21 protein-coding genes, 1 tRNA gene, 2 rRNA genes and 1 pseudogene are annotated in these 24,077 nt (G+C 61.2%); 6 read left to right on the top strand and 19 right to left on the bottom strand.

The features are described from left to right. On the top strand, window positions 1-441 hold the full coding sequence (locus DENOEST_RS20565; RefSeq protein WP_145772431.1) for a c-type cytochrome: 441 nt from the start codon (window positions 1-3) through the stop codon (window positions 439-441). A gap of 354 nt (window positions 442-795) precedes the next feature. Here the strand turns inward: DENOEST_RS20565 and DENOEST_RS01800 are convergent. The 3 genes and pseudogenes from DENOEST_RS01800 to DENOEST_RS01790 all read right to left on the bottom strand — a co-directional run. Then, window positions 796-1,450 (bottom strand): annotated as a pseudogene (locus DENOEST_RS01800) (UbiD family decarboxylase domain-containing protein); the annotation flags it as partial. Window positions 1,451-1,541: 91 nt separating this feature from the next. Next, window positions 1,542-2,249 carry a DNA/RNA nuclease SfsA gene (gene sfsA, locus DENOEST_RS01795; protein WP_183148191.1) on the bottom strand — a complete coding sequence of 236 codons (708 nt, stop codon included), beginning with the start codon at window positions 2,247-2,249 and terminating at the stop codon, window positions 1,542-1,544. Window positions 2,250-2,345: 96 nt separating this feature from the next. After that, a complete protein-coding gene (locus DENOEST_RS01790; RefSeq protein ID WP_170228310.1) occupies window positions 2,346-3,386 on the bottom strand; it encodes a helix-turn-helix transcriptional regulator in 1,041 nt (346 codons plus the stop codon). 154 nt (window positions 3,387-3,540) lie between these two features. On the opposite strand from DENOEST_RS01790, the gene DENOEST_RS01785 reads away from it, so the two are divergent. The 3 genes from DENOEST_RS01785 (at window position 3,541) to DENOEST_RS01775 (ending at window position 6,384) form a co-directional block, all read left to right on the top strand. Next, complete coding sequence (locus DENOEST_RS01785) at window positions 3,541-4,332, top strand: SDR family NAD(P)-dependent oxidoreductase (protein WP_145772235.1); 792 nt, start codon at window positions 3,541-3,543, stop codon at window positions 4,330-4,332. Between the two features lie 216 nt (window positions 4,333-4,548). Continuing rightward, on the top strand, window positions 4,549-5,301 hold the full coding sequence (locus DENOEST_RS01780; RefSeq protein WP_145772234.1) for an SDR family NAD(P)-dependent oxidoreductase: 753 nt from the start codon (window positions 4,549-4,551) through the stop codon (window positions 5,299-5,301). A 600-nt stretch (window positions 5,302-5,901) separates the two neighbouring features. Beyond that, window positions 5,902-6,384 carry a cupin domain-containing protein gene (locus DENOEST_RS01775; RefSeq protein ID WP_145772233.1) on the top strand — a complete coding sequence of 161 codons (483 nt, stop codon included), beginning with the start codon at window positions 5,902-5,904 and terminating at the stop codon, window positions 6,382-6,384. A 391-nt stretch (window positions 6,385-6,775) separates the two neighbouring features. On the opposite strand, the gene DENOEST_RS01770 is transcribed toward DENOEST_RS01775, so the two are convergent. Together DENOEST_RS01770 and DENOEST_RS01765 are read right to left on the bottom strand one after the other, a co-directional pair. Further along, window positions 6,776-7,666, bottom strand: a complete 891-nt coding sequence (locus DENOEST_RS01770) for a hypothetical protein (RefSeq protein WP_145772232.1) — start codon at window positions 7,664-7,666, stop codon at window positions 6,776-6,778. A 178-nt stretch (window positions 7,667-7,844) separates the two neighbouring features. Then, window positions 7,845-8,174 carry a hypothetical protein gene (locus tag DENOEST_RS01765; protein ID WP_145772231.1) on the bottom strand — a complete coding sequence of 110 codons (330 nt, stop codon included), beginning with the start codon at window positions 8,172-8,174 and terminating at the stop codon, window positions 7,845-7,847. A 704-nt stretch (window positions 8,175-8,878) separates the two neighbouring features. Here DENOEST_RS01765 and DENOEST_RS01760 point away from each other — a divergent pair. Then, window positions 8,879-9,160, top strand: coding sequence for a hypothetical protein (locus DENOEST_RS01760; RefSeq protein WP_145772230.1), 282 nt, complete (start codon window positions 8,879-8,881; stop codon window positions 9,158-9,160). 154 nt (window positions 9,161-9,314) lie between these two features. Here DENOEST_RS01760 and DENOEST_RS01755 read toward each other — a convergent pair whose 3' ends face one another. After that, a complete protein-coding gene (locus DENOEST_RS01755) occupies window positions 9,315-9,539 on the bottom strand; it encodes a hypothetical protein (RefSeq protein ID WP_145772229.1) in 225 nt (74 codons plus the stop codon). Between the two features lie 79 nt (window positions 9,540-9,618). Between DENOEST_RS01755 and DENOEST_RS01750 the strand changes: the two genes are divergently transcribed. Next, window positions 9,619-11,199 carry a sensor histidine kinase gene (locus DENOEST_RS01750; protein WP_170228309.1) on the top strand — a complete coding sequence of 527 codons (1,581 nt, stop codon included), beginning with the start codon at window positions 9,619-9,621 and terminating at the stop codon, window positions 11,197-11,199. Between the two features lie 29 nt (window positions 11,200-11,228). On the opposite strand, the gene DENOEST_RS01745 is transcribed toward DENOEST_RS01750, so the two are convergent. The 13 genes from DENOEST_RS01745 to DENOEST_RS01685 form a co-directional block, all read right to left on the bottom strand. Then, the gene (locus DENOEST_RS01745) at window positions 11,229-11,765 is read right to left on the bottom strand and encodes a M15 family metallopeptidase (RefSeq protein ID WP_170228308.1); all 537 of its coding nucleotides are present in this window, start codon (window positions 11,763-11,765) and stop codon (window positions 11,229-11,231) included. 11 nt (window positions 11,766-11,776) lie between these two features. After that, on the bottom strand, window positions 11,777-12,670 hold the full coding sequence (locus DENOEST_RS01740) for a hypothetical protein (RefSeq protein WP_170228307.1): 894 nt from the start codon (window positions 12,668-12,670) through the stop codon (window positions 11,777-11,779). 14 nt (window positions 12,671-12,684) lie between these two features. Then, window positions 12,685-14,547, bottom strand: coding sequence for a C1 family peptidase (locus DENOEST_RS01735; RefSeq protein ID WP_197970481.1), 1,863 nt, complete (start codon window positions 14,545-14,547; stop codon window positions 12,685-12,687). A 70-nt stretch (window positions 14,548-14,617) separates the two neighbouring features. Further along, on the bottom strand, window positions 14,618-15,520 hold the full coding sequence (gene ubiA / locus DENOEST_RS01730; RefSeq protein ID WP_183148190.1) for a 4-hydroxybenzoate octaprenyltransferase: 903 nt from the start codon (window positions 15,518-15,520) through the stop codon (window positions 14,618-14,620). After that, window positions 15,517-16,074, bottom strand: a complete 558-nt coding sequence (locus tag DENOEST_RS01725; RefSeq protein WP_170228306.1) for a chorismate--pyruvate lyase family protein — start codon at window positions 16,072-16,074, stop codon at window positions 15,517-15,519. Before DENOEST_RS01725 ends, ubiA begins: the two co-directional genes overlap by 4 nt. Window positions 16,075-16,079: 5 nt before the next feature. After that, window positions 16,080-18,143 carry an ATP-dependent DNA helicase RecG gene (gene recG, locus DENOEST_RS01720; protein WP_183148189.1) on the bottom strand — a complete coding sequence of 688 codons (2,064 nt, stop codon included), beginning with the start codon at window positions 18,141-18,143 and terminating at the stop codon, window positions 16,080-16,082. Further along, window positions 18,136-18,516, bottom strand: coding sequence for a Rid family detoxifying hydrolase (locus tag DENOEST_RS01715; RefSeq protein WP_145772222.1), 381 nt, complete (start codon window positions 18,514-18,516; stop codon window positions 18,136-18,138). Before DENOEST_RS01715 ends, recG begins: the two co-directional genes overlap by 8 nt. 15 nt (window positions 18,517-18,531) lie before the next feature. Then, window positions 18,532-18,960: a flagellar assembly protein FliW gene (gene fliW, locus DENOEST_RS01710; RefSeq protein WP_145772221.1), complete on the bottom strand. Its 429-nt coding sequence runs from the start codon at window positions 18,958-18,960 to the stop codon at window positions 18,532-18,534. Window positions 18,961-18,965: 5 nt separating this feature from the next. Then, window positions 18,966-19,706, bottom strand: coding sequence for an SPOR domain-containing protein (locus DENOEST_RS01705; RefSeq protein WP_170228305.1), 741 nt, complete (start codon window positions 19,704-19,706; stop codon window positions 18,966-18,968). Further along, window positions 19,657-20,232, bottom strand: coding sequence for a DUF2802 domain-containing protein (locus tag DENOEST_RS01700; protein ID WP_145772219.1), 576 nt, complete (start codon window positions 20,230-20,232; stop codon window positions 19,657-19,659). Before DENOEST_RS01700 ends, DENOEST_RS01705 begins: the two co-directional genes overlap by 50 nt. 180 nt (window positions 20,233-20,412) lie before the next feature. Then, window positions 20,413-20,526, bottom strand: a 5S ribosomal RNA gene (gene rrf, locus DENOEST_RS01695). Window positions 20,527-20,655: 129 nt separating this feature from the next. Continuing rightward, window positions 20,656-23,538, bottom strand: a 23S ribosomal RNA gene (locus DENOEST_RS01690). Window positions 23,539-23,988: 450 nt separating this feature from the next. After that, window positions 23,989-24,065: transfer RNA gene (locus DENOEST_RS01685), tRNA-Ile, on the bottom strand. Window positions 24,066-24,077 lie beyond the last annotated feature (12 nt).

The following is a 24,077-nucleotide window of genomic DNA, read 5'->3' as shown; positions in this document are numbered from 1 at the left end:
ATGAAGTCTTGCGGGCGACGGCAGACGGTACTGGCCGTGATGCTGTCGCTCGTCATCCACCTGGCAGATGCCGGAGATAATGGGCTGCTGGTCGAGGGTGCCTATGAGCGCGGCGCACGGATCTACGAACGCTGCGCAGCATGTCACGCGCTCGGAATGGATCGAACCGGTCCACGCCATTGCGGCCTAGTCGGTCGGCGCGCCGGCAGCATTATGGGCTTCCCCTATTCGCCCGCTATGCGCAAGTCGAAAATCGTTTGGACTGAGGCAAACCTGAATCGATTCCTCAAATCCCCGCTGACGATTGTGCCCGGCACATCAATGGGGTACGACGGAATCAAGGATGACGGCGAGCGTCGAGATTTAATTGCCTATCTCCGCGAAGCGGCACGGGGTTCCGAATGCCAGATACACGTTCCCGGTACCAGGCAGCTCCACTAATATCACCGCCTCGTCCTACGAGGGCCAGGAAAGCCCCGGCATCACCGGGGTATTTCCCATGATGGTTTAAAGGCGCCATGCTTTTGGAATTCAAGAGCCTCAGCCACCCGGGAACAGCATCCGCAAAAGAGGCCGCAGGTTGAGTTCGGCGGTGAGGCCGGCGAAGACCGCAGCGCCGAACCAGTTGTTGTGGAGGAAGGCACGGAAGCAGGCGGCCCGGTCCCGATGACGGATCAGGCTGTAGTGGTAGAGGGCGATCAGGGCGGCCAGCAGCAGGCCAACGCCATAAAACAGGCTGTAGCCGAGATGGTGGCCGATGGCCGCCAGCAGGGCCAGGGACAGGGCGTAGCAGAGCATCACGGCCGCCACGGGGAAGGGCTGGCCGGGATGGGCCTTCTTCCAGGAAATCCAGGGCGCCGCCCCGGTGGGCCAGCCAGCGCATGATCACCTTGTTGGGAGCGATCACCTGCTGGCGATAGATACCCAGATTCTGCCGCGGCTTATGCGGCCCCCTCGTCACCACCAGGCCCCAGGTGATCAGGGGCCCCGCATCGCCGGGCCAGCAGGTCTGCACCGGCAGGCGGGCGAGGTCCACGTCCTGGCCCTCCCACACCACGTCCTGGCAGGGCGCCGAGGACACCACCTTCGGGGCCATGTTCAGCACCTGCTTCAGCACCGGCAGCTTGTCCCAGGCATCCTTGAGGCCCCGGGGCGGCTCCGGTTCCTTGAGATAGGCCAGCAGCTTGCCGACCTCCCGCAGGGCCGTCTGCCAGTCGCCTTCCTCGCCCATGCCCAGGGCCACGCGCCGGGGCGTGCCGAAGAGATTGGCCAGCACCGGGATACTGCTGCCCTTGGGCTTCTCGAACAGCAGGGCCGGCCCCCCGGCCCGCAGCACCCGGTCGCAGATCTCGGTCATCTCCAGATGGGGATCCACCTCCACGAAGATGCGCTTGAGTTCGCCCAATTTTTCCAATTGGGCAATGAAGTCACGGAGGTCGTCGTATTTCATGGCGGGGATGATACTTCAGGGGCAAACACGGATTAAGTCCGTCACACCGGCATTCGCCGGTGTGGCGGATTGGGACTTGTTCGGCGTTTCCTTAGGGGCACATCACGGGCACCCGACGAGCCAGGCGGATCTCCGTCGCCGACACCCGGGCCACCAGGGCATGGACCTCCACCCCGGCGGCGATGGCCAGGCGCAGGGTCTGCCCATAGACCGGGTCGATGGCATCGGCGGGCCGCACCTCATGCACATCGTCCCGTTGCACGCAGAACACCAGGGCCGCCCGCTGCCCCTGGGCACGCATTTCCATCAACTCCCGCAGATGCTTGCTGCCCCGCTCGCTCACCGCGTCGGGAAACAGGGCGATGCCCTCATCCACAGCGGCGGTGACGTTCTTCACTTCCACATAGCAGGCAGAGCCTTCGCCATCCTCCAGCAGCAGATCGATGCGGCTTTTCTCCCGACCATAACGCACCTCTCGGCGCAGATTGGCAAAGTCGGACAAGGAGGGAATCACGCCGTCCCGGATCGCCTCTTCCACCAGGGCATTGGAGCGCCCGGTATGGATGCCCACCGGCACCCCGGGGCGAGTCTCCACCAGCTCCCAGGTCCAGGCCAGCTTGCGCGCCGGATTGTCGGCCGCCGACAACCAGACCCGGCTGCCCGTTTCCTTGCAGCCCAGCATGGAGCCGGTGTTGGGGCAATGGGCGACGACCTGCTCGCCGCTGTCGAGCACCACATCCGCCAGAAAACGCTGGCGCCGCGCCAGCAGATGGCCGGGGACGAGAGGGGGGAGCAACATGGGGACATCCGTTCAACGATAGAAGCCCAAGGATAAGGCAGGGCACAGGAGGGAAAAAGGAAAAGGACCGACAGATCGACTGAATGAGAACAGACCCTAGCGCCCATGCATGGGCGATTTTCCGGTCCATTGCTTGAAGGCGCGGCGGAAGGCGGTGGCATCGCTAAAGCCGAGACGGCCCGCGATGTCCGTGGCGGACAGGGTTTCATCCTTCAGCAGACGCAAGGCGAGGTCGCGACGCGTGATCTCCTTGAGACGGGTCAAAGTGGTTCCTTCGTCGGCCAGGCGACGTTTCAGAGTCGCCGGGCTGATGCCGAATTGCGCCGCCAACACGGTGCCGTCCGGCAGCGGAGTCTGCCGTGCAAGCGCGCCGCCGAACACCACGCGGATGCGTTCTGAAATCGGAGTGTGCATCGAACAGGGTTCTTCCACATCAAAGGGAAAACGTTCCAGCAGGTGCGCAAGCTCGGCATAGCTGCGCACCACAGGATTCTGCAGATAGCGGGCGGGAAAGCGCAAAAGGTTGTCCGGCGCCCGATAGGTGATGGTGTGGGGCATCAACCAGGCGGTTACCTCTTCGCTCAGATAGGGGCGATAACAGACCTGCACATCGAGCAGATCGATGTCCTCCCCAATCAGCCAGCCAAAAAGGCGGTGGAGCATGGACAGGCCGGTCAGGTCCGAGACAAAGGCGCTGATATTGCGCTTCTTCCGGATCGAGGTCATATGAAAGGTCGCCGTATCGCCTTCGATCTGCAGGGAGAGCCTGCCCAGGCGCGGGATCAGCATGTCGGCAAAGGCGGTGGTGCGGGCGACGACCTCCTGCAGGGTGGCGCAGGTGATGACGCAATAGCACAGCAGGTCCACTTCCTTCTTGGTGATCGGCAGTCGTTCCTCCTGGCGACAGGCATGGGCATCCAGCGCCCAGGCGCATTCGGCATAGAGCCAGGCGGCGGCTTCCCGCGACAGCGTTGCCTGGGACGCCGGGTCGAGCAGGGCTTCCAGGCGATAGGGCAGGCCGGAGCGTTCGACGATGGCGTGAGGAGATCCACCGACCCGGCCCACATGGCGCAGCAGTTCCCTGACGGTCGAGATGGGCATTCGACTCGGTGCCGGCGGTCGCAGGGGTTTGCTCATGATGATCCATTCCGTCTCTATCATTGAGCCATTTTGCCATTTCAGGGGACCGGACTCGATGCAATTCTACGAAGCCGAGTCGGGAGGCCGTCACCAGCCGCGCTGGTGGCTCCGGACGCCGATTTCCAGCATAGAAAAATTGAGGAGAGTATCGATGACCCAGGATCTCAAGAATCGCGTCGCCCTGGTGACGGGCGGTGGGCAAGGCGTCGGCCAGGGAATTGCCCGTGCCCTGGCGAGTGGCGGCGCAAGCGTGGTGATCGCCCAACGCCGCGGCGAAGAAGCGGAACGGGAGACGGCCTACCTGCGGGAAACCTACGGCGTGAAGACCCTCGCCCTGACAACCGACGTAACCCAGGCCGATCAAGTGGACGCCATGGTGAAAGCGACGGAGGACCACTTCGGGCGACTGGACATCCTGGTCAACAACGCCGGTGGGAGCTTTCCCAAACGACTGGAAAAGCACAGCGACGAGGACATGGCCGCCTCCTTCGACCTCAACTACTGGTCGGCTTTTCGCGCCATGCGGGCGGCCTTTCCCATCATGAAGGCGCAGCAGTACGGTCGCATCATCAACCTGGGCTCCCTCAACGGAGTCAATGCCCACATGTTCACCGCCGCCTACAACGCCGGCAAGGAAGCCGTGCGCGCCCTGAGTCGCACGGCGGCCGTCGAGTGGGGTCCCTTCGGCATCACCGTCAACATCATCTGCCCGGCCTCGGCCAGCCCCCATGCCGAGGCCTATATGGCAGAAAACCCCGAGATGTTTCGCACCCTCCTGCAGCAGATTCCGGTGGGGCGCATGGGACGTGCCGAGCAGGACATCGGCCCGGTGGCGCTATTCCTCGCCAGCGAGGCCAGCGGCTTCGTTAACGGCAACACCTTCTTTGTGGACGGCGGCTCCCACGTCAACGGTGTCGCCTGGCGACCCGAGATCGAGGACTGAGGAAACACTGATGGAGTCCGTCACGCCGGCGAATGCCGGTGTCCAGGTTGTTGGTTTTCCTGGATTCCGGCATGCGCCGTAATAGCCTGCCCCGGACCCGATCCGGGGACGCATTGGGACTTGTTCAGCATTTTCCTAAGCGCCTATTCAGTAGGTCACGCACGCCACTTTCTGGCTTGTTTCACAAAATCACCTCTCATTGGGAAAGGAAATCCGATGCGCTTGGATGGCAAGGTGGCAATCATTACGGGCGCTGCGCGGGGCGTGGCCAAGGGCGTAGCACTCGCTTTCGTCAAGGCGGGAGCGCAGGTGCTGATCGTGGACCGGGAAGAGGATCTCGGACGGGCCACCGAGGCCGAACTCCAGGCCTTCCAGCCCCAGGCGACCTTCCTGCCATTCGACCTGAGCCAGCATGAACACCTGGATCGAATCGTGGAGACGGCGGTGGAGCGCTTCGGTCGCCTCGACATTCTGGTCAACGCGGCCCAGGCGGCCCAACTGCTGCCCCTGGCCGAGACCACCAACGCAGCGATGCGCATTCCCTTCGATACGGGTTTCTGGCCCACTTTCATCCTCATGCGGGCGGCCTATCCCCACCTGCGCAAGACCCGGGGCTGCGTCATCAATTTCGGCACGGGTGCGGCCTTCGATGCATTGCCGACGCAGGGAGCTTATGCGGCCGCGAAGGAGGCGATCCGCACCATCTCCAAAGTGGCTGCCAACGAATGGGGCGTTGATGGCATCCGGGTCAATATCGTCTGCCCCTTTGCCAACTCCCCGGGCGTGCAGGCCTGGGCCCAGTACGCACCGGAGGCCTATGAGACCCAGATCAACAAGGTTCCCTTGCGCCGCATCGGGGACTGCGAAACCGATATCGGCGCAGCCACGGTTTTCCTGTCCAGTGACGCGGCCGGCTACATCACCGGCCACACCATGATGGTGGATGGCGGCCAGACCAAGGCGTTCTGACACAAGGGGGAGGCCGCCACTAAAAAAAGCCCAAGGATAAGGCAGCACCTTGGGCCGGGGACGGTCAAAGGGAAGGGCTAGTTTCAACCCTCTGCGGTCCTACGCAGTATCCGAGGTTCTATGGCTGGTCACTGAGTGGACCTGCCGTTCGTGACGGCTGATCACCGACAAGTCGTCGGCCAATGCCGACATTGATTCTGGATTTGACGTAAGGCAGCAATGTGCCAGTTACCTGCCGCTCATTCAACCGAGCGCAGAGTGCCTAGTAAAGCTGGGGTGATTCACACCCACGATCATCTGGCGCCTATCGCAGGCTTGCGACTACAGGTCGATTGGCCACGGACAGCGTCGCAATCTTTTCCGCCAACCTGCCCACGCCGGAGATGCCCGAATCTAGCTGTTCTCAGATGAATACCCATTCTTTGCCCATTGTTGACAATTTTAGTCGGCTATTCTAACAAGAATGACGATCCCGCTTTTTACCCGCAATTAATCAGCGAAACGTTGCTCTGACTTATAACCATGCTGCAACTGATTCGGAAGGCGAGATCGCATGCAGCCTTTTCTGTAGCTCGAGCCTCTCGCATAAAGGAGTTCGTCATGAAATCTGTCGCGATTACTGCAACCGGCTTTGCACTAGGTGTTCTTAGTCTCGGCGCCGGTGTAGTTGCTCCGGCCGGGGCGGAAGAATATACCGCTGTAATGCCGGCCAACATAACGTGGAAAGATGCCCCGTCCATTGGTCCGGGTGCAAAAACTGCCGTCATCAATGGCGATCCGAAGTCGTCGGGCCCGTTTGTGATGCGTCTGAAACTTGCACCGAAGTCCAAGATCGGAGTACATACCCACCCGGCCGATGAAAACGTTACGGTCCTTTCCGGCACTCTTTACTTTGCCGCGGGCGATAAATTCGATGCCAAGACAGCCAAGCCGTTTGGTCCCGGCAGCTATTTTTCGATCGAGAAAGGTAAACCGATGTTTGCCTACACAACGGACGAGGAAGCAGTTGTTCAGCTGAACGGAATCGGACCTTGGGGTCTGACTTATCTGGACGGGCCCGACGGTTCGGCAACGAAGAAATAACGCACAATCCAGATCGATCACCAGCAGAAGGGTAGGCTGCCTTTCAGTGGCACTTCCAGCTGAACGGTCGGTGGTGAATACGTGCTCCCGACCCCGAAGAGACATTCGCTGTTCATGCGGTCCAAGGGCGGGTTTCTGAGCGCAGCAGTCGCACCGAGCGATAGCTAACTAAGTACTCCTCGGCCTTACCGGCCATCTGACTGGATGAACAAGTTGGTCAGCAGTGCTGCTGGTTACCTGCCGTTCAACCTTTGATGGTCCCGAACGGCAGCTTCCTCATCTGGCGAACTCGCGCTCCCGACCCTTAGTCGCCTGATGACATTCGGGAGGACTACGTCAGGTTGTTTCCCGCTGCGGACATCACCAACAACAAAACGCCATCTCACGGGGCTTAACACCCGGCTCCGAACTGCTTGTAGAAGTCGCCCCACTTACCCTTGGCCTTTCGGTACACATGATATTCGACCGCCTCGTAGTAACCGAACTGCGTGATAATTTCCGGCACCCCATCACCGTCGATGTCCAAAATATCCACCAAATCCTGAGTCTCAACGCTGGCCTCTTCACCGGTATGAAACCAAGTCAGCGTAGGCTTATAGAGAGCATCAACGGCCTTTTCTGCAACGAAAAAAGCAGCATGGGTGACCCATAAATCATAGTCGGCCTCTCTCCTGGGATAGGAAGCAACGAAGCTACCTATCAGCAGGCTTTCGGTTGCTCCCTCGAATACGGTCAAGTTGGATAGACGCATCCGTCTCGCAGCGAACCCTGGAACTTGGTTCTTTGAGTAGATTCGTCGCGCAAACTGAAGTGCAACCCCTCGCTCTTCGTCTGTAGGCGCTCGCCTTGCGTATTGGGTGGCCTTAAAGTCGCCGTTAGAGGCCAAGCCCATACGCATTCCGTGAACCAGTCCGGGGGGATTCACTTGGGCAACGGCAGCCAAGCTATCGCACTGAATCTCGAAAGCAGGTTGAACCACCTTGGCCGTGCCGCTTACCTTACCACCGATATAAAGCGTGTATTGCGGGCGGTTTGCATAGTAGTCACTCTCAAACTGCTTCTGGTCTTGGCTATCGGGGAGGCTCGTCGGCTTCCCGTTACGGACATACGCAAGTGGTTCCATAAGGAACCTGACATTCTGACCAGAGGCCGAAGTGGTGATCCCCGAGTGGGTATAGTCCCTCACGGCGAATATCACGCTCGGCTCTCGTGCAAACGCACTGGTCACGACCAGAATGCCACTAACTAGCAAAGCAAGACGCAAACGCTTCCCGTTAGTCATCAACGGCCCTCCCAGAACCTCGCAATCACACCATTCACGGCCAGATGACAAACCATGTGCAATGTCCAGTTCTGGCCCGAAAGCAGAAATCATAACTCAATGACATATAAATTGCGGCAGACAGCAACTGGCCGAACCCTGCCAATAGACCCTCAGTACCGGATCATCCTGCTTCTCCTCAGGACTCATCTTCCCCGCCCATCCGCTCCCACCAGTAGGACACGACGATGCGCAGGCCCATGAAGATGCAGAAGAGTCCGAACAGGACGAACAGCAGCGCCAGCCCCAGGGCCAGTTTTTCCTGCACGGAATGGGGCAAGGCGCGGGCCAGGCGCTGGGCGGTGGTGTAGCCCATGGAGTGAGTCTCGCCGGGCGGCGCGGTCCAGGTGGCCCAACCCAGCAGCAGGCCCAGGGCTGCGGAGACGATGCCCACGCCCATGGTCAGGCGAAAACCTTCAAAGTCAAAGCCTGAAGATTCGGCGGCGCGTTTGCGTTGGTTCTTTTTCATGACATGGAGGTATGAGAGAGGCAATGGGGAGCCCCTGCTCTGCCGATTCTAGCCATGCCGGCGCACTGGGTTCAAGCCTTTGCCGACAGCGGTCCGGCACGCTGTTACAGCCTTATGCTTGCACTGCCGCGCCGCTCTCGGCGCTATCGAAACGCTGGGCCATCTCCCGATCAATGGCCTGCCGTCCTCACAGCTTCAGGGGGCGGCCTGCGCTGTGCCATTGCAGATGGGGCCAGGCCGGGGGCGCCGCTGGAGGAAGTTGACCCCGTTGGACAGGGCGAAGCCAGTGCAGGCGCTGGTCTGTTGCTGGTTCAAGACCGGCAGGGCAAGGGAGCAGGGAGGTTTGTCATTGGGGGGGCCTGGCGACCATGCGCGTTAGCACACGGTTGGTCGCGCCAGGTGATTCGATTGATTCTTGCCTCACCACGGTCCCTCTTCTGAGCCCCCTTATAATTGGGGCTCGCGAAATTGAGGTGTTGCTGTGCTGCTCGGCTTCGGAAATCCCATTTCCACGGCCTCTCCGCCTAAAATCGAGCCCCGAAGACTCACTGAGACCGACAAGGCCGAGCTTGAAAAGAGTATCGAAGCCGCACGCAAACGTAGATGGCAGTTGAAGGCTCGGAGTCATAATGCCGACAGGGCTCACTCAGCCCCATTAGCTCGCCCAATTGTCGGATTCCACTTATAACAACGAACGAACACTGATGCTCACATTCAGGAATGCAAAAGAACTGGCTTCCCTTCTCCAGAAAGAGGGTATCCAAACGGGTGGCATCAAGGAACCCAACAAGGAAGTTGATGGCATGATTGTCATCAGTAAAAACGTGCACATTCAGGTTCCGCTATACGGAAATGAACCTAACGTGGTTCGAGTCACGGATGACGGAAAGCTCGACTTCGGCGATCAGAAAAGAAAGATGTCGGCTTTGATCAGCGATATCAACCTGGCGTTGGCAGGTCAGCCCCTTTCCGAGGATGAAGAGTAAATTTCGAACCCATGCCAAGCAGGGTTCGACCATATCAAAGACGAAGCCAGTGACATTGGGTCCGCGAGGAAAGCAGGGCGTAGGCCGCATACGAAGCAGTCGACTTACAAATGAGATCAATCTCCAGATGTTCGGTTCCCCCTCGACTCCAGCACTACCGACTAATAGATTGGAGCCGTCGGCTTCGGCGCCCACCCATAGACCCCGCAGCCAGGTTGGCGCTGACGAATAAGAATTCGTAGCAGGCAGGGTTTGCCAGCCAGTCCATGGGCAACAGGCCGGCGGTGGGGGCGTAGGGTTGGGCCGGATGGGCCAGGGGCCAGGTATTCAGCAAGTCCGGCCCGGCGCGCCAAGCCATGGCGGAGATGCCGTTTTTCATGGTCTTCTCCCTACCGGGAGTGTGGTGTTTTGCTGTTAGCATGCCTGGAGTCGGCATGCCCTTGGGAGCGGGAAATACGATGAAACATTTGACCGTGAATGACGTAAAAGCGCTGGGGGCCAGACTGAGAGACACCCTGCGCAACTACCGGTTGCGTCAACTGTTGCTACTTTCGCTAGCCGTCTCCCTTGTTTTCCCGGCGGTACTGTCCCTGGCGGTCTACCCCATACTGACGGATCAACTGGTAAAGGCCACCGAGGAAGAGGCATTGCGGATCGGTCGCCACCTGTCGCGGCTGTTGCCGGAGCAGCAGCCCCTGGGCGACTCTGGGTTCGCTGCGAATGTACAGGAGATACTGGAAGACTTCGGCATCCGGCGGCTCAAGCTGTTCGATCCGGTGGGCACGGTCCGCTTTTCCACTCATGCCGAAGACATGGGAAAGGTCAACAGCAACAGCTATTTCCATCGGTTGGTCGCCAGCGGTCAGCCCTACTCCAAGGTGGTGAAGAAGGAACAGATGACCCTGGAAGGCCAGCGCATCGGTAGCGACGTGGTCGAAACCTATGTTCCGATCATGCGCAACGGACACTTCGTCGGCGCCCTGGAAATCTATCTCGACATCACTGCGCGGCGCGCCCGGCTGGACCGCGTCGTGGTCATCGCCACCCTGATTCCTGCGGCGGTGATGGCGGCCTTCCTGCTGCTGATCCTTTCCCTCACCCTGCGCATGGAGCAAGCCGAGCGGGAACGCGCCAAATATCGCGGCCTGATGGAGGACGCCTTGCAGTCCTACAAGACACGCAACGAGGAATTGAACCGGGTGCTGACCCAGTTGAGGGAAACGGAATCGCAATTGATCCAGTCGGAAAAGATGGCTTCCATCGGCAATCTGGCCGCCGGAGTCGCCCACGAGATCAATAATCCGGTGGGTTTTGTCAGCAGCAATCTCGGTACCCTCGAAGAGTATCTCGCCAATCTGATGGACTACCTGAACCTGTGCGAGCGGCTCGGCGCTGCGGATACCGTCGACATACCGACAATCCATCAGGAAATGCAGCGGCTGCGGAGCAGTCTGGATGTGGACTTCATCCGCCAGGACACCCGGCAACTGATCCATGAGTGCCAGGACGGCATGAGGCGCATCGCCCACATCGTGGCGGACCTGAAGGATTTCGCCCATATCGACCGTGCGGAGGTGGCGTCCGTGGATGTCGCCAGCCTGATCAACAAGGTATTGACGGTGGTCAACCACGAGCTGAAATACAAGGCGGAGGTGCATACGCACTACGAGCCCACGCCGCCACTGCGCTGCTATCCCGGACGGCTGGGGCAGGTGGTTCTGAACCTGCTGGTGAATGCAGTGCAGGCCATACCCGAGCGGGGACGCATCGACATTACAGTACGCCAGGAGGAGGACCGGGCGGTCATCGCCATCCGAGATACCGGCGGCGGCATGACACCGGAAATTCAGCGGTATATTTTCGAGCCCTTCTTCACCACCAAGCCCGTGGGCCAGGGAACCGGGCTGGGGCTGCACATCACCTACCAGATCGTCACCGCCCATGGCGGCACGGTGGAGGTGGAGAGCGCGCCCGGCAGCGGCACCTGCTTCACCCTGCGGCTGCCCCTGGCGGGGCCGCCCGACCAGATCGGGGAATAGGCAGGGGAATCTCTGGAGCAACTGTCACATCAACCGAACCGTCTTTCCATCTCGGCGTCGATTTCCTTCCATCCATACTGCTTCAGGGGGCTGCCCGCGCTGCGCCATTGCACATGGGGCCAGTCCTTGAGGCGGGGCCAAAGACCGCCTGGGGTGAGACCCAGATCCTGTGCGGCGGCGGCATAGGCTCGATAGCCGTTGCCTCCGCCCAGCTTGCGCGTGGCTGACCATTCGGCCTTGCCATCGAGCAGCCAGAAGCAATCCACCGCCTCGCCCCACTGGTGCCAGGAAAGCCCCGGCAGGGCGTTGGTGACCGGGTTGCCGTGCTGGGGGCCGACGCTCTCGATGCAGTAGGCAAGAAAAGGGGCGCCCCGGGCCCGCAGCATGGTGAGCTGGGCCTGAATCTGCTCCCGGCTCCGGGACTGGCGCCAGAGCCGGGCCTGCTCGAAGGGGCTGCGCAGGGTGAAGAAGGGCCGCATGGGCAGGCCCTCCGTATTGCAGCGTTGCAGCAGTGCCTCTACTTGCAGGCTGAATTCGGGGATGAGTTGCTGGAGATCGGCGGCCATGTCATATCCTTTCAGGCACCCTTGCCCCGGTGTTGCCACCACCAGGCGATGACGGCCGTCAGGGTGGAACCCAGGCCCCCCAGCAGCCATTTCCAGTATTTCTCCCAATAGGTGTCGATCAGCCAGGGGACGGTGGCCTGGACCCGGATGGGGCGATCCAGCTTGATGATCTCCCTGGGCTCCCCCAGGTGCTCGGGCAGCACCGCCCAGACCCGTAGATGCAGGAGCAGGGCCTCTCCCGGCTTTCTGGCGCGCACATCCCAGGCCCAGGTGGTGCGCAGGCTGGCGGAGAGATCCTTGATGCCGTCGAAGTCCTTGCCCTCGCCGGGAACGATGTCGAAGTCCTCGCCGCTGAGAACGGCCCGCATGCGCGGGCTCCATTCCACGGCGCCGCTTTCCACGCCAGGCTCTGCGGGGCCGCCAAGGCCACGCAGCGCGGCCTTGAGATCCCGTGCCAGTTGTTCGGTATCGCCCCTGGGGTCCAGCCAGAACTGCACGGAGCTGGCGCGGCCCACATCAACGGGGCTGGGAGTGTTGAAGGCATAGCCCCCCTGCTGAAGACTGCTCAGGTAGGCGTCGCGCCGGGCGAGACGCTGCCGGTCCTCGGCGTATTCGGGAGATATCTCGCTAGCCCGTGGCACGACCGCTGCCGGCGCGCCATCGGCGGCGGCCGGGGCGAATCGGCGATGGGGCACCCGGGCGGATTTGGTCTTGACCGGAGTGCGCACGTCCTTCACGGACTCGACGGACGGCGCTGCCATGGCGGGTTCGGACGCCGGCGGCACATCGGGGGGCGGAGGCGCCATTTCCCTCATGCCCGTAGGACCCGCCAGATAGATCAGGGCGGTCAGCAGAACGATGGCCACGCCGGCGGCAATGGCGAGTTTTTTCAGGAGGCTTTTCATGGCCATGGAGTCCTTCAAGCCGATTTGATGAGTTTGATGACGCTGGCCCGTGTGGCCGGGTCGTCATCGAAGCCGCCATGGGTGCTGCTCTGGCTCTCGGCGCCGGGAGCCGCCCAAGCCTGTACGTTGGACAGACCGGCCACCGCCCCGGAGAAATATTTTTCCATGCCCAGGACAGGGGTGCGGGTGCCGTGCTCGAAGGATTCGGAGACCAGGTAGAGCAGGGAGCGGCTGTAGCCCAGGATGGCCTTGCAGGTGGGATCGACCCGCTCCACCGGATCGCTCAGATGGAACTGGTGCATGCGCCGCACACCGCCGTCCTTGAGCCGGGGGACCACGGTGCGGGAGAACAGGTCCACGGTGACGGCGGGGGCCATCAGGTTGAGGCTGTCGAAGGTCCAGCCCCGTTGGCAGAGCCGGTCCACCACGTGGCTATGGACGATGGAGCCGGCGGAATGGCCGATCAGGTGCAGACGATCCCGCCTGGCATCGAAGGCACTGCTGGCCTGGGCCGCCTGGTAAAGCAGGCGGCCGCCGCTGTTGGCGGTGCCGGAGAGAGCATCGGCGTTCTGCTTCATTTCGCCCCACATCTGGGTGCCCGGCCCGGCCAGAAGTTTTTCCAGGCGCTGGTTCCAGAAACGTTTCAACTGGTCCCCCAGTCCGCCGGTGGGCCGGGGCTGTCCACTGACCAGGTCGGCCAGCCGGTTCTTCACGGTGGACCAGAAGTCGGTCTCCCACATCAGGAAGACGGGGAAGATGCGGGCCTCGTAAAGGGCGGGAATCCAGGTGGCGGCGGTGGCGGCCGCGTCGTCCTCGCCCACCAGGCCGCCGTGGGCATAGAGAACGATGTCGGCGGGCTCATGGTCTTGCAGGCCCCAGAGCCGCCGGGCCTCGGCCAGGTGCACATTGAAGAGGTCGGCCACGTCGCCGGGCTGGGTACGGAAACGGCCGCTGCCGGACAGCACGCCGTTGTTCTCCATGTCGATGATGAAGGGGGAGATTTCCCGGTCCCGCAGCACCGTGTCCCCGGCCAGGGCGATCTTGCCCTGGCTGCTGCGCAGGGAGACGGCGGCGGCGATCGCCTGGTGCTGGGTGGTGGCCACGCCCAACTGGGCCACCCAGCAGTCCATGGCGTGGGTGCTCCAGTCGGCATAGGACAGCAGGGCCAGGCCCTTGCTGCCCCAGCCCTCGCCCCAGGAGTTCTGGATGACGAAGCCCTCGGCGGTGTAGCCGACAATGACGAAAGCATGACCGCCGTCGTCGGGGGCCGCCTCCCGAAAGGGAATCGACCAATGATGACCGGCGGCGCCGGGGACGCCGAAGCCCTGGTCCCAGCCTTCGTGGCAGACGGCGCTGGCGTAGAGAATGCCCACTTCGTTGAGGGCCACATGCATGTCGGTGATGGAGCGGGTATCCACCCGGTAATAGGCCCCCAGGGGCCGGGTGGCGGCATCTCGCCACCAGTCGGCGGCGGCGCTGCTGGCGCTGGCAGGCATGGTCAGCCGGGGCCAGAGGGCCTCGCGGCAGACGCCGTGGCGGTACCAACCCTTCATGGCCCCCCGCAGGCTGGAGCCGGTGTCGGCGCTGGCGCCGGGAAATTCATCGTAGCGCCGAGCCATGGAATAGAGCATGTAGGGGGAGGCCGGGGGCGCCGCCGGCACCAGGCGCCGCTGAAGGAAGTTGACCACGTTGGCCAGGGCGAAGCCGGTGCAGGCGCTGGTCTGTTGCTGGTTCAGGACAGGCAGGGCAAGAGCGGGAAGCAGCTCAGGGGCGGGATGGACGGCGATGGCTGGCTGGTAGGGGCGGTCCCGCAGATCCAGGCTGTCGGGAACGACGGTGCGACGGGGCAGCGACTTCGGTTCACTGGCTTTGGTCATGGCGGGCTCCTTTGATTTCGTCATGCAAGACGATCATTAAAGGCGCCATGCCGGTGGAATTCAAGGGGTCTCAGCCCGCCGGGAGCAACATTCGCAAGAGGGGCCGCAGATTGAGTTCGGCCGTCAGGCCGGCGAAGACCGCGGCACCGAACCAGTTGTTGTGGAGAAAGGCGCGGAAGCAGGCGGCCCGGTCCCGATGGCGGATCAGGCTGTAATGGTAGAGGGCGATCAGGGCGGCCAGCAGCAGGCCGCCGGCATAGAACAGGCCATAGCCGAGATGGTGGCCGATGGCCGCCAACAGGCACAGGGACAGGGCGTAGCAGAGCATCACCGCTGCCACGTCGAAACGGCCGAAGGTGATGGCCGAGGTGCGGATGCCGATCTTCAGGTCGTCCTCCCGATCCACCATGGCGTATTCGGTGTCGTAGGCGATGGTCCACAGGATGTTGGCGCCCAGCAGCGCCCAGGCCAGGGGCGGCACGGTGTCCTGCAGGGCGGCGAAGCCCATGGGAATGCCGAAGCCGAAGGCGATGCCCAGGTAGGCCTGGGGAATGGCAAGGAAGCGCTTGGTGAAGGGATAGCTGATGGCAAGAAACAGGGCCGGCACCGACATGGCCCAGACCAGGGGGCGCAGGGGCAGGATCAGCAGAAAGGCGCAGAGGGCCAGCACGGCGGCCAGCACCAGGGCCTCCCGGGTGCTGACGCGGCGGGCCGCCAGGGGGCGCTCCCGGGTGCGTTCCACATGGGGGTCGAAGTCCCGGTCGGCGTAGTCGTTGATGACGCAGCCGGCGGAGCGCATCAGCAGGGTGCCCAGGGCGAATATCCAGAGCAGCATCAGGGGCGGCTGGCCGTCGCTGGCGATCCATAGAGCCCAGAGGGTGGGCCAGAGCAACAGCAGGGTGCCGATGGGCTTGTCCAGCCGCATCAGCTTCTCGTAGAGGTCAATGCGTTCGCGCAGGGCGGCGAGATTCATCGTGGATGCAGATCGAGGATGGCGGGCAGGAACACCTCGGTGACCAACAGGCATCCGGGGCCGCGACGGAACAGGGCGCGCCGGGCCCAGAACCGGCGGGGACTGGCCGCGCCGCACCAGGCCAGGGCGCGATGATACAGAGCGTGACGGGCATCCAGACAGCGATAGCGCAGGGGACCGGCCAGCACCTGGGGATCGGAGAACAGCACGCTGCCCAGGGAACGACCGCCCACCCGGGCCAGAGCGCATCCGCTATAGCCCAGGACGACGGTATGGGCAAAGACCACGGGACTGGCGCCGGACTGGAGCAGCACCTCCCGAACCTGGGCCAACCGTCCCGGACGCAGGGACAGGGCAGGGTATTCATCAGCGCAGGGGTGGCCCCAACCCTGGCTCAGGCGCCGCACGGCGAAAGGCGCGTAGGCGGGGCAAGCGCGCTGGATGCGGGCGGTCAGGGAGCCGGTCTCGGCCAGCCAGGGCCGATAGCCGTCCATGGCGGGATTCAGGTCAGTGAGCCAGCCACCGCCATCGGGGGCGGCGGCTTTTCGATTCATGTTTCTCATGCTTTCAGATATTCCTCGGCGCCTCTCAACCATCGGGCCATGTGTTGCGCCCCCCGCAAGGGATGATCGCGCAACATGATTTCAGCCACGGCTCGGGCGGCCTCCACCAGAGCCGTGTCCTCCAGTTGGGCGTAGCGCAGCAGGGGCACGCCGCTCTGGCGACTGCCGATGAACTCCCCCGGTCCCCGCAGGGCCAGGTCCTGGCGGGCGATCTCGAAGCCGTCGGTATTTTCGTAGATGATTTTAAGCCGCTGGCGCGCAGTTTCGGACAGGGGCTGGGCATACAGCAGAATGCAGACGGATTCCGCCGAACCCCGTCCCACCCGGCCGCGCAATTGATGGAGCTGGGACAGTCCGAAGCGTTCGGCATGTTCGATGATCATCAGGGAGGCATTGGGCACATCCACGCCCACCTCGATCACCGTGGTGGCCACCAGTACCTGGACCTCGTTGGCGAGGAAGGCGTTCATCACGGCAGCCTTGTCGTCCGACCGCAAGCGGCCATGAACCAGGCCCACCCGCAGTTCCGGCAGTTCGGCGCATAGATGGGCGTAGGTCTCCTCGGCGGTCTTGAGCTGGAGGGTTTCCGATTCCTCGATCAGGGGACAGACCCAATAGACCTGGCGCCCCTCGCGGCAGGCGTCGCGAACCCGGACCACCACTTCATGACGGCGCCCCTCCCCCACCAGTTTGGTGAGCACGGGCGTGCGGCCGGGCGGCAGTTCGTCCAGCACCGAGACATCCATGTCCGCGTAATAGCTCATGGCCAAGGTGCGGGGAATGGGGGTGGCCGACATGGTGAGCTGATGGGGCGCGGCGGCTTTCTGCTTCAGGGCCAGGCGCTGACGCACGCCGAAGCGGTGTTGCTCGTCCACGATGGCCAGGCCGAGACGGGCAAAGCTGATTTCATCCTCGATCAGGGCATGGGTGCCCACTGCCAACAGAGCCTCACCACTGGCGATGCGTTTGGCCATGGCGGTCTTTTCGGATTTTTTCAGGCTGCCGGTGAGCCAGGCCACCGTGAGCCCCAGGGGTTCCAGCCAGGCGGCGAGCTTGCGGTAGTGCTGCTCGGCAAGGATTTCGGTGGGTGCCATCAGGGCCGCCTGGTGGCCGGACTCGGCCGCCTGGAGCATGGCCAGGGCGGCGACGATGGTCTTGCCGCTGCCCACGTCTCCCTGCAACAGGCGCTGCATGGGATGGGGTTGCACCAGGTCGGCGGCGATCTCCTGCCAGGCTCGGCGCTGGGCGGCGGTGAGGGTGAAGGGCAGATGGCGCAGCAGGCCATCGGTCAGTACGCCGCTGGGCGGCAGAACCACGGCATTCCGGGCACGGCGGGCGGCATAGGCCTGGCGCAGGGAAAGCTGTTGGGCCAGCAGTTCGTCGAAGCGGATGCGGCGCCAGGCCGGGGCCAGGGTCTGATCCAGTTCGTCCATCGCCACCACGGCCGGCGGCTGATGCAGGGCCTGAAGGCTGGGGGCGAGTTCCTCCAGGCTGAAGCGGCGACGCAATTCTTCGGGCAGGGTGTCGCTCAGGTCGGCTTGATCCATGGCCTTCTGGATCAGGCGCCGCAGGGTGTTCTGCCCCAGGCCGGCGGTGGTGGGATAGATGGGCGTCAGCCGGTCGGGCAGGGGCTCGTCGTCCTGGATGCTGCGGAAACGCGGATGGATCAGTTCGTCACCGAAGAAGCCCCCACGGGGTTCTCCGAACACCCGCAGCCGCGTACCGGGGCTGAGTACTTTCTGCTGGCTGGGATAGAAGTTCAGGAAGCGCAGCACCAGGGCACCGCTGCCATCCGCCACCCGGCAGATCAGCTGACGGCGGGGGCGAAAGGCGATCTCGCAGTCCAGCACCTCCACCTGAAATTGCGCTGGCTGGCCGGCGACGGCCTCGGCGACGGGAGTAATGCGTGTTTCGTCCTCGTAACGCAGGGGCAGGTGGAAGGGCAGGTCCCCTGGCCCAGCCAGTCCCAGCCGAGCCAGTCTGGCGGGCAACGTCGCGGGAACGGGGACCGCCCCGGCGGACTTGGGTTTGCCCCGAGGTCGGGAGCGGGCGTCAGCCAATGACGAGAACGGCGTCGGCCTCCACCAGGGCGCCGCGGGGTAGTTCCTTGACACCCACCGCGGCCCGGGCCGGATAGGGCTGCGCCACGTAACGAACCATGACTTCGTTGACCTTGGCAAAGTGGGCCAGGTCGGTGAGGTAAATGTTGAACTTCACCGCGTCGTTCAGGGAGGCGCCGGCGGCTTCGGCCACGGCTTTGAGGTTATCGAATACCCGCACGATCTGGGCGTCGATGCCTTCCACCAGGTGCATGGAAACGGGGTCGAGGCCGATCTGACCGGAAAGGTACACCGTGTCGCCGGCCTGCACCGCCTGATTGTAGGTGCCGATGGCGGCGGGCGCGTTGGGAGTGGAGATAATCTTCTTGCTCATGGCGGGTCCAGTCGATTATTGGTCTGAAGACTTGAGGGTCACCTGATAGTTGAGGCGCGAGAATACCTGTTGCAAGGCCTTGCGCGAATTGGGGTTGAGCACCAGGGGCGCACTGAAGTTGGCCCGCAATTCGGCTTCCCCATCTTCCTTGGACAGGATCACCATCACCAGGGCGTCGTCGGCATCGGTCAGGTCAATGGCGGCCGCTTCTTCGTCGGACAACTTGATTTCATAATCAAAGCCGAACAGGGCCGGATCGGCGATATTGAAGGCCAGCAGGGGATCGTCGATGCTTTGCAGGATGAAATACTGCACCGCAGCCCCCTCAGGATGAAACAGCGAAAACCGGCGGGCGGTTTCGAACCCAGGCAGGCCATGGGGAAACTCGATCACTTTTTCCGGTGTGACTTCCAGGGTGCCGTAGCGGGGACTATCGATTTTCATGATCCTTATTTCCTTATGGCCATCAGTAATCCGGGCTCGATTCCCAGAGCGACGAGCTTGCGGCGCGCCTCGTCAGCTTCCTGTCGAGAGTTGAAAGGTCCCACCTGGACCCGGGCCTCAATCTGGGCCGGGATGCCATTCAGTTCCAGCTTGGCGCGGAGCTCCTCGGCATTGGCCAGATTGTTGAACACCCCCATCTGCACCACGAAACGGCGCAGGGACTCCTGGGGCTGGCTCAGGGGGCGGGATGGGGGCGCGTGGCGCATGGTGGCCAGGGGCGCGGGTTGAAGACGCCGTTGTCCCAGGTCCTGCATCGGCTGAGGACGGGGCAGAGCTGCCAGCGGTGCCGAGGGCTTGAGCATCGCCTGCTTCGCCTCGGCCGGCTTGGTGAGCGGCTTGAGATCGTCTGGAACCGGATGGGCGGAAGAGCTGGGGGCGGCACTGCTCTCCTGAGCCGTCTCAGCCTCCTTTTCCGGTTCGGCCTGTTCGGCCGCTGGTGCCTCTTCGGCCGGGGGGGGCTCGACTTTCGCCAGCTCCGGCGGCGGTGACAGGCTCGCCACCTGGGGCGCTGGTGCCGAGGGCGCATAGATCGCATCGATCACGACCAAGCCCCCCAGCAGTGCCACAATCGCCACGCCGGCAATGGCAATACGGGCGACAAGTCGTCGCCTCAGTTCCTCATCCTCACTGCCGCCTTCAGGCGACGTGGCGACTTCCGCCCGCTGATCCTTGTCCGTCATAGACATCCTCGACTTCTTCAATATCCCGGAATTCACCGCGATTCTTCGCCAGGGCCGCCACCAGTTCGGCTTCTGCAATGGAAATACCACACCGGCCCGCGATTCCCGCCGCATCATGCCCGCGTTCGGCCATGTTCATCGCTTCGCTATACAGCGGCGAAACGCTCCTTGCGGCCTTGAGTCGCTCCAACTCGTCTCGCATAACGGACACCTCGCCACGCAGGATGGCAAGTTCCTGTTGAAGACGCAGGAAATCGGACTCCAATCCAAAACGCTGCAATTGGTCGCCAAAGTTTGGAGCGGGCACAGGCCGGGCAGCACTCGGTACGTCCGCGGAATCTTGGGCGATATCCTGTCCCTGCCCCCCTCCTGGGTTGACTGCCGGCTCAACCGCCACCGATCTCCTGGCTGCGTGCTGTTTACGGCTCTTGACCTGTAGCAGCCGTAGCATCAGGAATACGAAATAAACCCCTGCCAGCCCCGCAGTCAGCAATATTCCATCGCGCAAGCCAAGCCCCGACAATTCCATCATGCGGAGTACTCAAACAGAAAGTCCCATCGGGGGATCATAGGGCGGCGCCTCAATCAAGAAAACCCAAGCAGTGCGGCATTTTGCCCCCTTTCCGCAAAAGCTCGCAGGGGCATCATTCAGGACATTTAAAAGCAAAAACCCCTCGTTCTTGAGGGAACGAGGGGTAATTGGGGATGGGGAGTCTGGCGCTGACCTACTTTCGCGAGAGGTTAACTCACTATCATTGGCGCGATCCTGTTTCACGGTCCTGTTCGGGAAGGGAAGGGGTGGTTCCAAGACGCTATGTGCACCAGACGAAACTGGGGGTGCTGAGAGAAGCAGCGGAGCTGTTATCTGAGCACCTGAATGGGGAAGTAAAGATTTTGGGGTGAGTGATTGTATTTTGCGCGAGTGTCGCCGGCAAGGGGAGACACTCAATGTTATAGGGTCAAGCCGCACGGGCAATTAGTACTGGTTAGCTTAACGCATTGCTGCGCTTCCACACCCAGCCTATCAACGTCCTGGTCTTGGACGACCCTTCAGGGGGCTCAAGGCCCCGGGAAGTCTTATCTTGAGACGAGTTTCCCGCTTAGATGCTTTCAGCGGTTATCTCTTCCGTACTTAGCTACCCGGCGATGCCACTGGCGTGACAACCGGTACACCAGAGGTACGTCCACTCCGGTCCTCTCGTACTAGGAGCAGGCTCCCTCAAACTTCCAGCGCCCACGGCAGATAGGGACCAAACTGTCTCACGACGTTTTAAACCCAGCTCACGTACCACTTTAAATGGCGAACAGCCATACCCTTGGGACCGGCTACAGCCCCAGGATGTGATGAGCCGACATCGAGGTGCCAAACTCCGCCGTCGATATGAACTCTTGGGCGGAATCAGCCTGTTATCCCCAGAGTACCTTTTATCCGTTGAGCGATGGCCCTTCCATACAGAACCACCGGATCACTATGACCTGCTTTCGCACCTGCTCGTCTTGTTGGACTCGCAGTCAAGCCTTCTTTTGCCATTGCACTATCAGTACGATGTCCGACCGTACCTAGAAGACCTTCGTACTCCTCCGTTACTCTTTGGGAGGAGACCGCCCCAGTCAAACTGCCTACCATGCACGGTTCCCGATCCGGATTCACGGACCAAGGTTAGAACCTCAACGACACCAGGGTGGTATTTCAAGGTTGGCTCCACGCGATCTGGCGACCACGTCTCACAGCCTCCCACCTATCCTACACAAGTCCCGTCAAAGTCCAATGCAAAGCTACAGTAAAGGTTCATGGGGTCTTTCCGTCTAGCCGCGGGTAGATTGCATCTTCACAAACACTTCAACTTCGCTGAGTCTCAGGAGGAGACAGTGTGGCCATCGTTACGCCATTCGTGCAGGTCGGAACTTACCCGACAAGGAATTTCGCTACCTTAGGACCGTTATAGTTACGGCCGCCGTTTACTGGGGCTTCGATCAAGAGCTTGCACCCCATCACTTAACCTTCCAGCACCGGGCAGGCGTCACACCCTATACGTCGTCTTTCGACTTTGCAGAGTGCTGTGTTTTTATTAAACAGTCGCAGCCACCGATTCTCTGCGGCCCCATCACGCTTCGTGGGCAAGCCACTACACGCTACCGGGGCATACCTTCTCCCGAAGTTACGGTATCAATTTGCCGAGTTCCTTCTCCTGAGTTCTCTCAAGCGCCTTAGAATTTTCATCCTGCCCACCTGTGTCGGTTTGCGGTACGGTCAATCTTGAACTGAAGCTTAGAGGCTTTTCCTGGAAGCAGGGTATCGCTCACTTCGTCTCACGAGGAGACTCGTCATCACGCCTCAGCTTAGCCCGACGGATTTGCCTATCGGGCACGCCTACACGCTTAAACCACCTATTCCAACAGATGGCTGAGGTAACCTTCTCCGTCCCCATCGCATTCAAGACTGGTACAGGAATATTGACCTGTTTTCCATCGACTACGCCTTTCGGCCTCGCCTTAGGGACCGACTCACCCTGCGCCGATGAACGTTGCGCAGGAAACCTTGGCTTTCGGCGAGGGTGCTTTTCACACCCTTTATCGCTACTCATGTCAGCATTCGCACTTCTGATACCTCCAGCATTCCTCCCGGAACACCTTCGCAGGCCTACAGAACGCTCCCCTACCACGCACATTACTGTGCATCCGCAGCTTCGGTTATTGGCTTGAGCCCCGTTACATCTTCCGCGCAGGACGACTCGATCAGTGAGCTATTACGCTTTCTTTAAAGGATGGCTGCTTCTAAGCCAACCTCCTGACTGTCTATGCCTTCCCACCTCGTTTTCCACTTAGCCAATCATTGGGGACCTTAGCTGGCGGTCTGGGTTGTTTCCCTCTTGACGATGGACGTTAGCACCCACCGTCTGTCTCCCGTGCATCACTTTCCGGTATTCGGAGTTTGCTATCGCGAGGTAGATCGCAATGACCCCCTCAACGATTACAGTGCTCTACCCCCGGAAGTGTCCACACGAGGCACTACCTAAATAGTTTTCGGGGAGAACCAGCTATTTCCAGATTTGTTTAGCCTTTCACCCCTATCCACAGCTCATCCCCTAGTTTTTCAACACTAGTGGGTTCGGACCTCCAGTACCTGTTACGGCACCTTCATCCTGGCCATGGATAGATCATCTGGTTTCGGGTCTACGCCCTGCAACTAAAGCGCCCTTATCAGACTCGCTTTCGCTACGCCTCCCCTATTCGGTTAAGCTCGCTACAGAACGTAAGTCGCTGACCCATTATACAAAAGGTACGCAGTCACCCCTTTCAGGGCTCCCACTGTTTGTATGCATGCGGTTTCAGGATCTATTTCACTCCCCTCCCGGGGTTCTTTTCGCCTTTCCCTCACGGTACTAGTTCACTATCGGTCGATCACGAGTATTTAGCCTTGGAGGATGGTCCCCATCTTCAGACAGGATTTCACGTGTCCCGCCCTACTTTTCGTACGCTCAGTTCCACAATCGGGCTTTCATATACGGGGCTATCACCCGCTCTGGCCAACCTTTCCAGGTTGTTCTATTAACGCAACTGCTAAATCGTACAGGCTCTTCCCCGTTCGCTCGCCACTACTTGGGGAATCTCGGTTGATTTCTTTTCCTCGAGCTACTTAGATGTTTCAGTTCGCTCGGTTCGCCTCCTCGCACCTATGTATTCAGTGCGGGATGACCCTTTCGGGCCGGGTTTCCCCATTCGGACATCTCCGGATCAATGCTTGTTTGTCAGCTCCCCGAAGCTTTTCGCAGACTACAACGTCCTTCATCGCCTGTGATCGCCAAGGCATCCACCACATGCACTTAGTCGCTTGACCCTATAACATTGAGCTCCGTTCCCGGACCCTCAACCCTACAGGCAACAACTCGCGCTTGTTTTTTCCATACCCACGCTGGTTCAAAGCCAGGTATGGAGAGAATGCAATCACACAACCCATACGCCTATCCATTTCTGGATATTTCGTATGTCTTTACTTCTCCATGTTTTTAAAGATCAAGCTTCCAGCAACTCTTAAAGTCGCTATCTCAATACGCCACACTCCCACACTCCATGTGCCGCACTCAGATAACCCTTCAAGACTTTGGTGGAGGCAGACGGGATCGAACCGACGACCCCCTGCTTGCAAAGCAGGTGCTCTCCCAGCTGAGCTATGCCCCTCAAGTTCCGATAACCTTCGCATCTCGTCGTTGCTCCAGCACTTGCATAGACCCACTATGCGGCGTGCTTTCGCGCCTCGATCTGCTCGGCTCTCGAACCTTGCTTGACTTGGTGGGTCTGGTTGGGTTCGAACCAACGACCCCCGCCTTATCAAGACGGTGCTCTAACCAGCTGAGCTACAGACCCACGTCTGTACCG

The organism is Denitratisoma oestradiolicum (assembly GCF_902813185.1).
Classification (GTDB): domain Bacteria; phylum Pseudomonadota; class Gammaproteobacteria; order Burkholderiales; family Rhodocyclaceae; genus Denitratisoma; species Denitratisoma oestradiolicum.
The sequence above is the reverse complement of the archived record's forward strand: the minus strand, read 5'-3'. Positions and strand labels throughout refer to the sequence as shown.

Coding starts and splice junctions, on each gene's coding strand:
- DENOEST_RS01705 (WP_170228305.1), bottom strand. CDS start 19,706: ATGTCTATGACGGACAAGGATCAGCGGGCGGAAGTCGCCACGTCGCCT.
- DENOEST_RS20565 (WP_145772431.1), top strand. CDS start 1: ATGAAGTCTTGCGGGCGACGGCAGACGGTACTGGCCGTGATGCTGTCG.
- DENOEST_RS01760 (WP_145772230.1), top strand. CDS start 8,879: ATGCTCACATTCAGGAATGCAAAAGAACTGGCTTCCCTTCTCCAGAAA.
- DENOEST_RS01740 (WP_170228307.1), bottom strand. CDS start 12,670: ATGAAAAGCCTCCTGAAAAAACTCGCCATTGCCGCCGGCGTGGCCATC.
- DENOEST_RS01770 (WP_145772232.1), bottom strand. CDS start 7,666: ATGACTAACGGGAAGCGTTTGCGTCTTGCTTTGCTAGTTAGTGGCATT.
- fliW (WP_145772221.1), bottom strand. CDS start 18,960: ATGAAAATCGATAGTCCCCGCTACGGCACCCTGGAAGTCACACCGGAA.
- DENOEST_RS01750 (WP_170228309.1), top strand. CDS start 9,619: ATGAAACATTTGACCGTGAATGACGTAAAAGCGCTGGGGGCCAGACTG.
- DENOEST_RS01775 (WP_145772233.1), top strand. CDS start 5,902: ATGAAATCTGTCGCGATTACTGCAACCGGCTTTGCACTAGGTGTTCTT.
- DENOEST_RS01785 (WP_145772235.1), top strand. CDS start 3,541: ATGACCCAGGATCTCAAGAATCGCGTCGCCCTGGTGACGGGCGGTGGG.
- DENOEST_RS01790 (WP_170228310.1), bottom strand. CDS start 3,386: ATGAGCAAACCCCTGCGACCGCCGGCACCGAGTCGAATGCCCATCTCG.
- DENOEST_RS01725 (WP_170228306.1), bottom strand. CDS start 16,074: ATGAATCGAAAAGCCGCCGCCCCCGATGGCGGTGGCTGGCTCACTGAC.
- DENOEST_RS01715 (WP_145772222.1), bottom strand. CDS start 18,516: ATGAGCAAGAAGATTATCTCCACTCCCAACGCGCCCGCCGCCATCGGC.
- DENOEST_RS01755 (WP_145772229.1), bottom strand. CDS start 9,539: ATGAAAAACGGCATCTCCGCCATGGCTTGGCGCGCCGGGCCGGACTTG.
- DENOEST_RS01700 (WP_145772219.1), bottom strand. CDS start 20,232: ATGATGGAATTGTCGGGGCTTGGCTTGCGCGATGGAATATTGCTGACT.
- DENOEST_RS01780 (WP_145772234.1), top strand. CDS start 4,549: ATGCGCTTGGATGGCAAGGTGGCAATCATTACGGGCGCTGCGCGGGGC.
- DENOEST_RS01735 (WP_197970481.1), bottom strand. CDS start 14,547: ATGACCAAAGCCAGTGAACCGAAGTCGCTGCCCCGTCGCACCGTCGTT.
- DENOEST_RS01745 (WP_170228308.1), bottom strand. CDS start 11,765: ATGGCCGCCGATCTCCAGCAACTCATCCCCGAATTCAGCCTGCAAGTA.
- DENOEST_RS01765 (WP_145772231.1), bottom strand. CDS start 8,174: ATGAAAAAGAACCAACGCAAACGCGCCGCCGAATCTTCAGGCTTTGAC.
- sfsA (WP_183148191.1), bottom strand. CDS start 2,249: ATGTTGCTCCCCCCTCTCGTCCCCGGCCATCTGCTGGCGCGGCGCCAG.
- ubiA (WP_183148190.1), bottom strand. CDS start 15,520: ATGAATCTCGCCGCCCTGCGCGAACGCATTGACCTCTACGAGAAGCTG.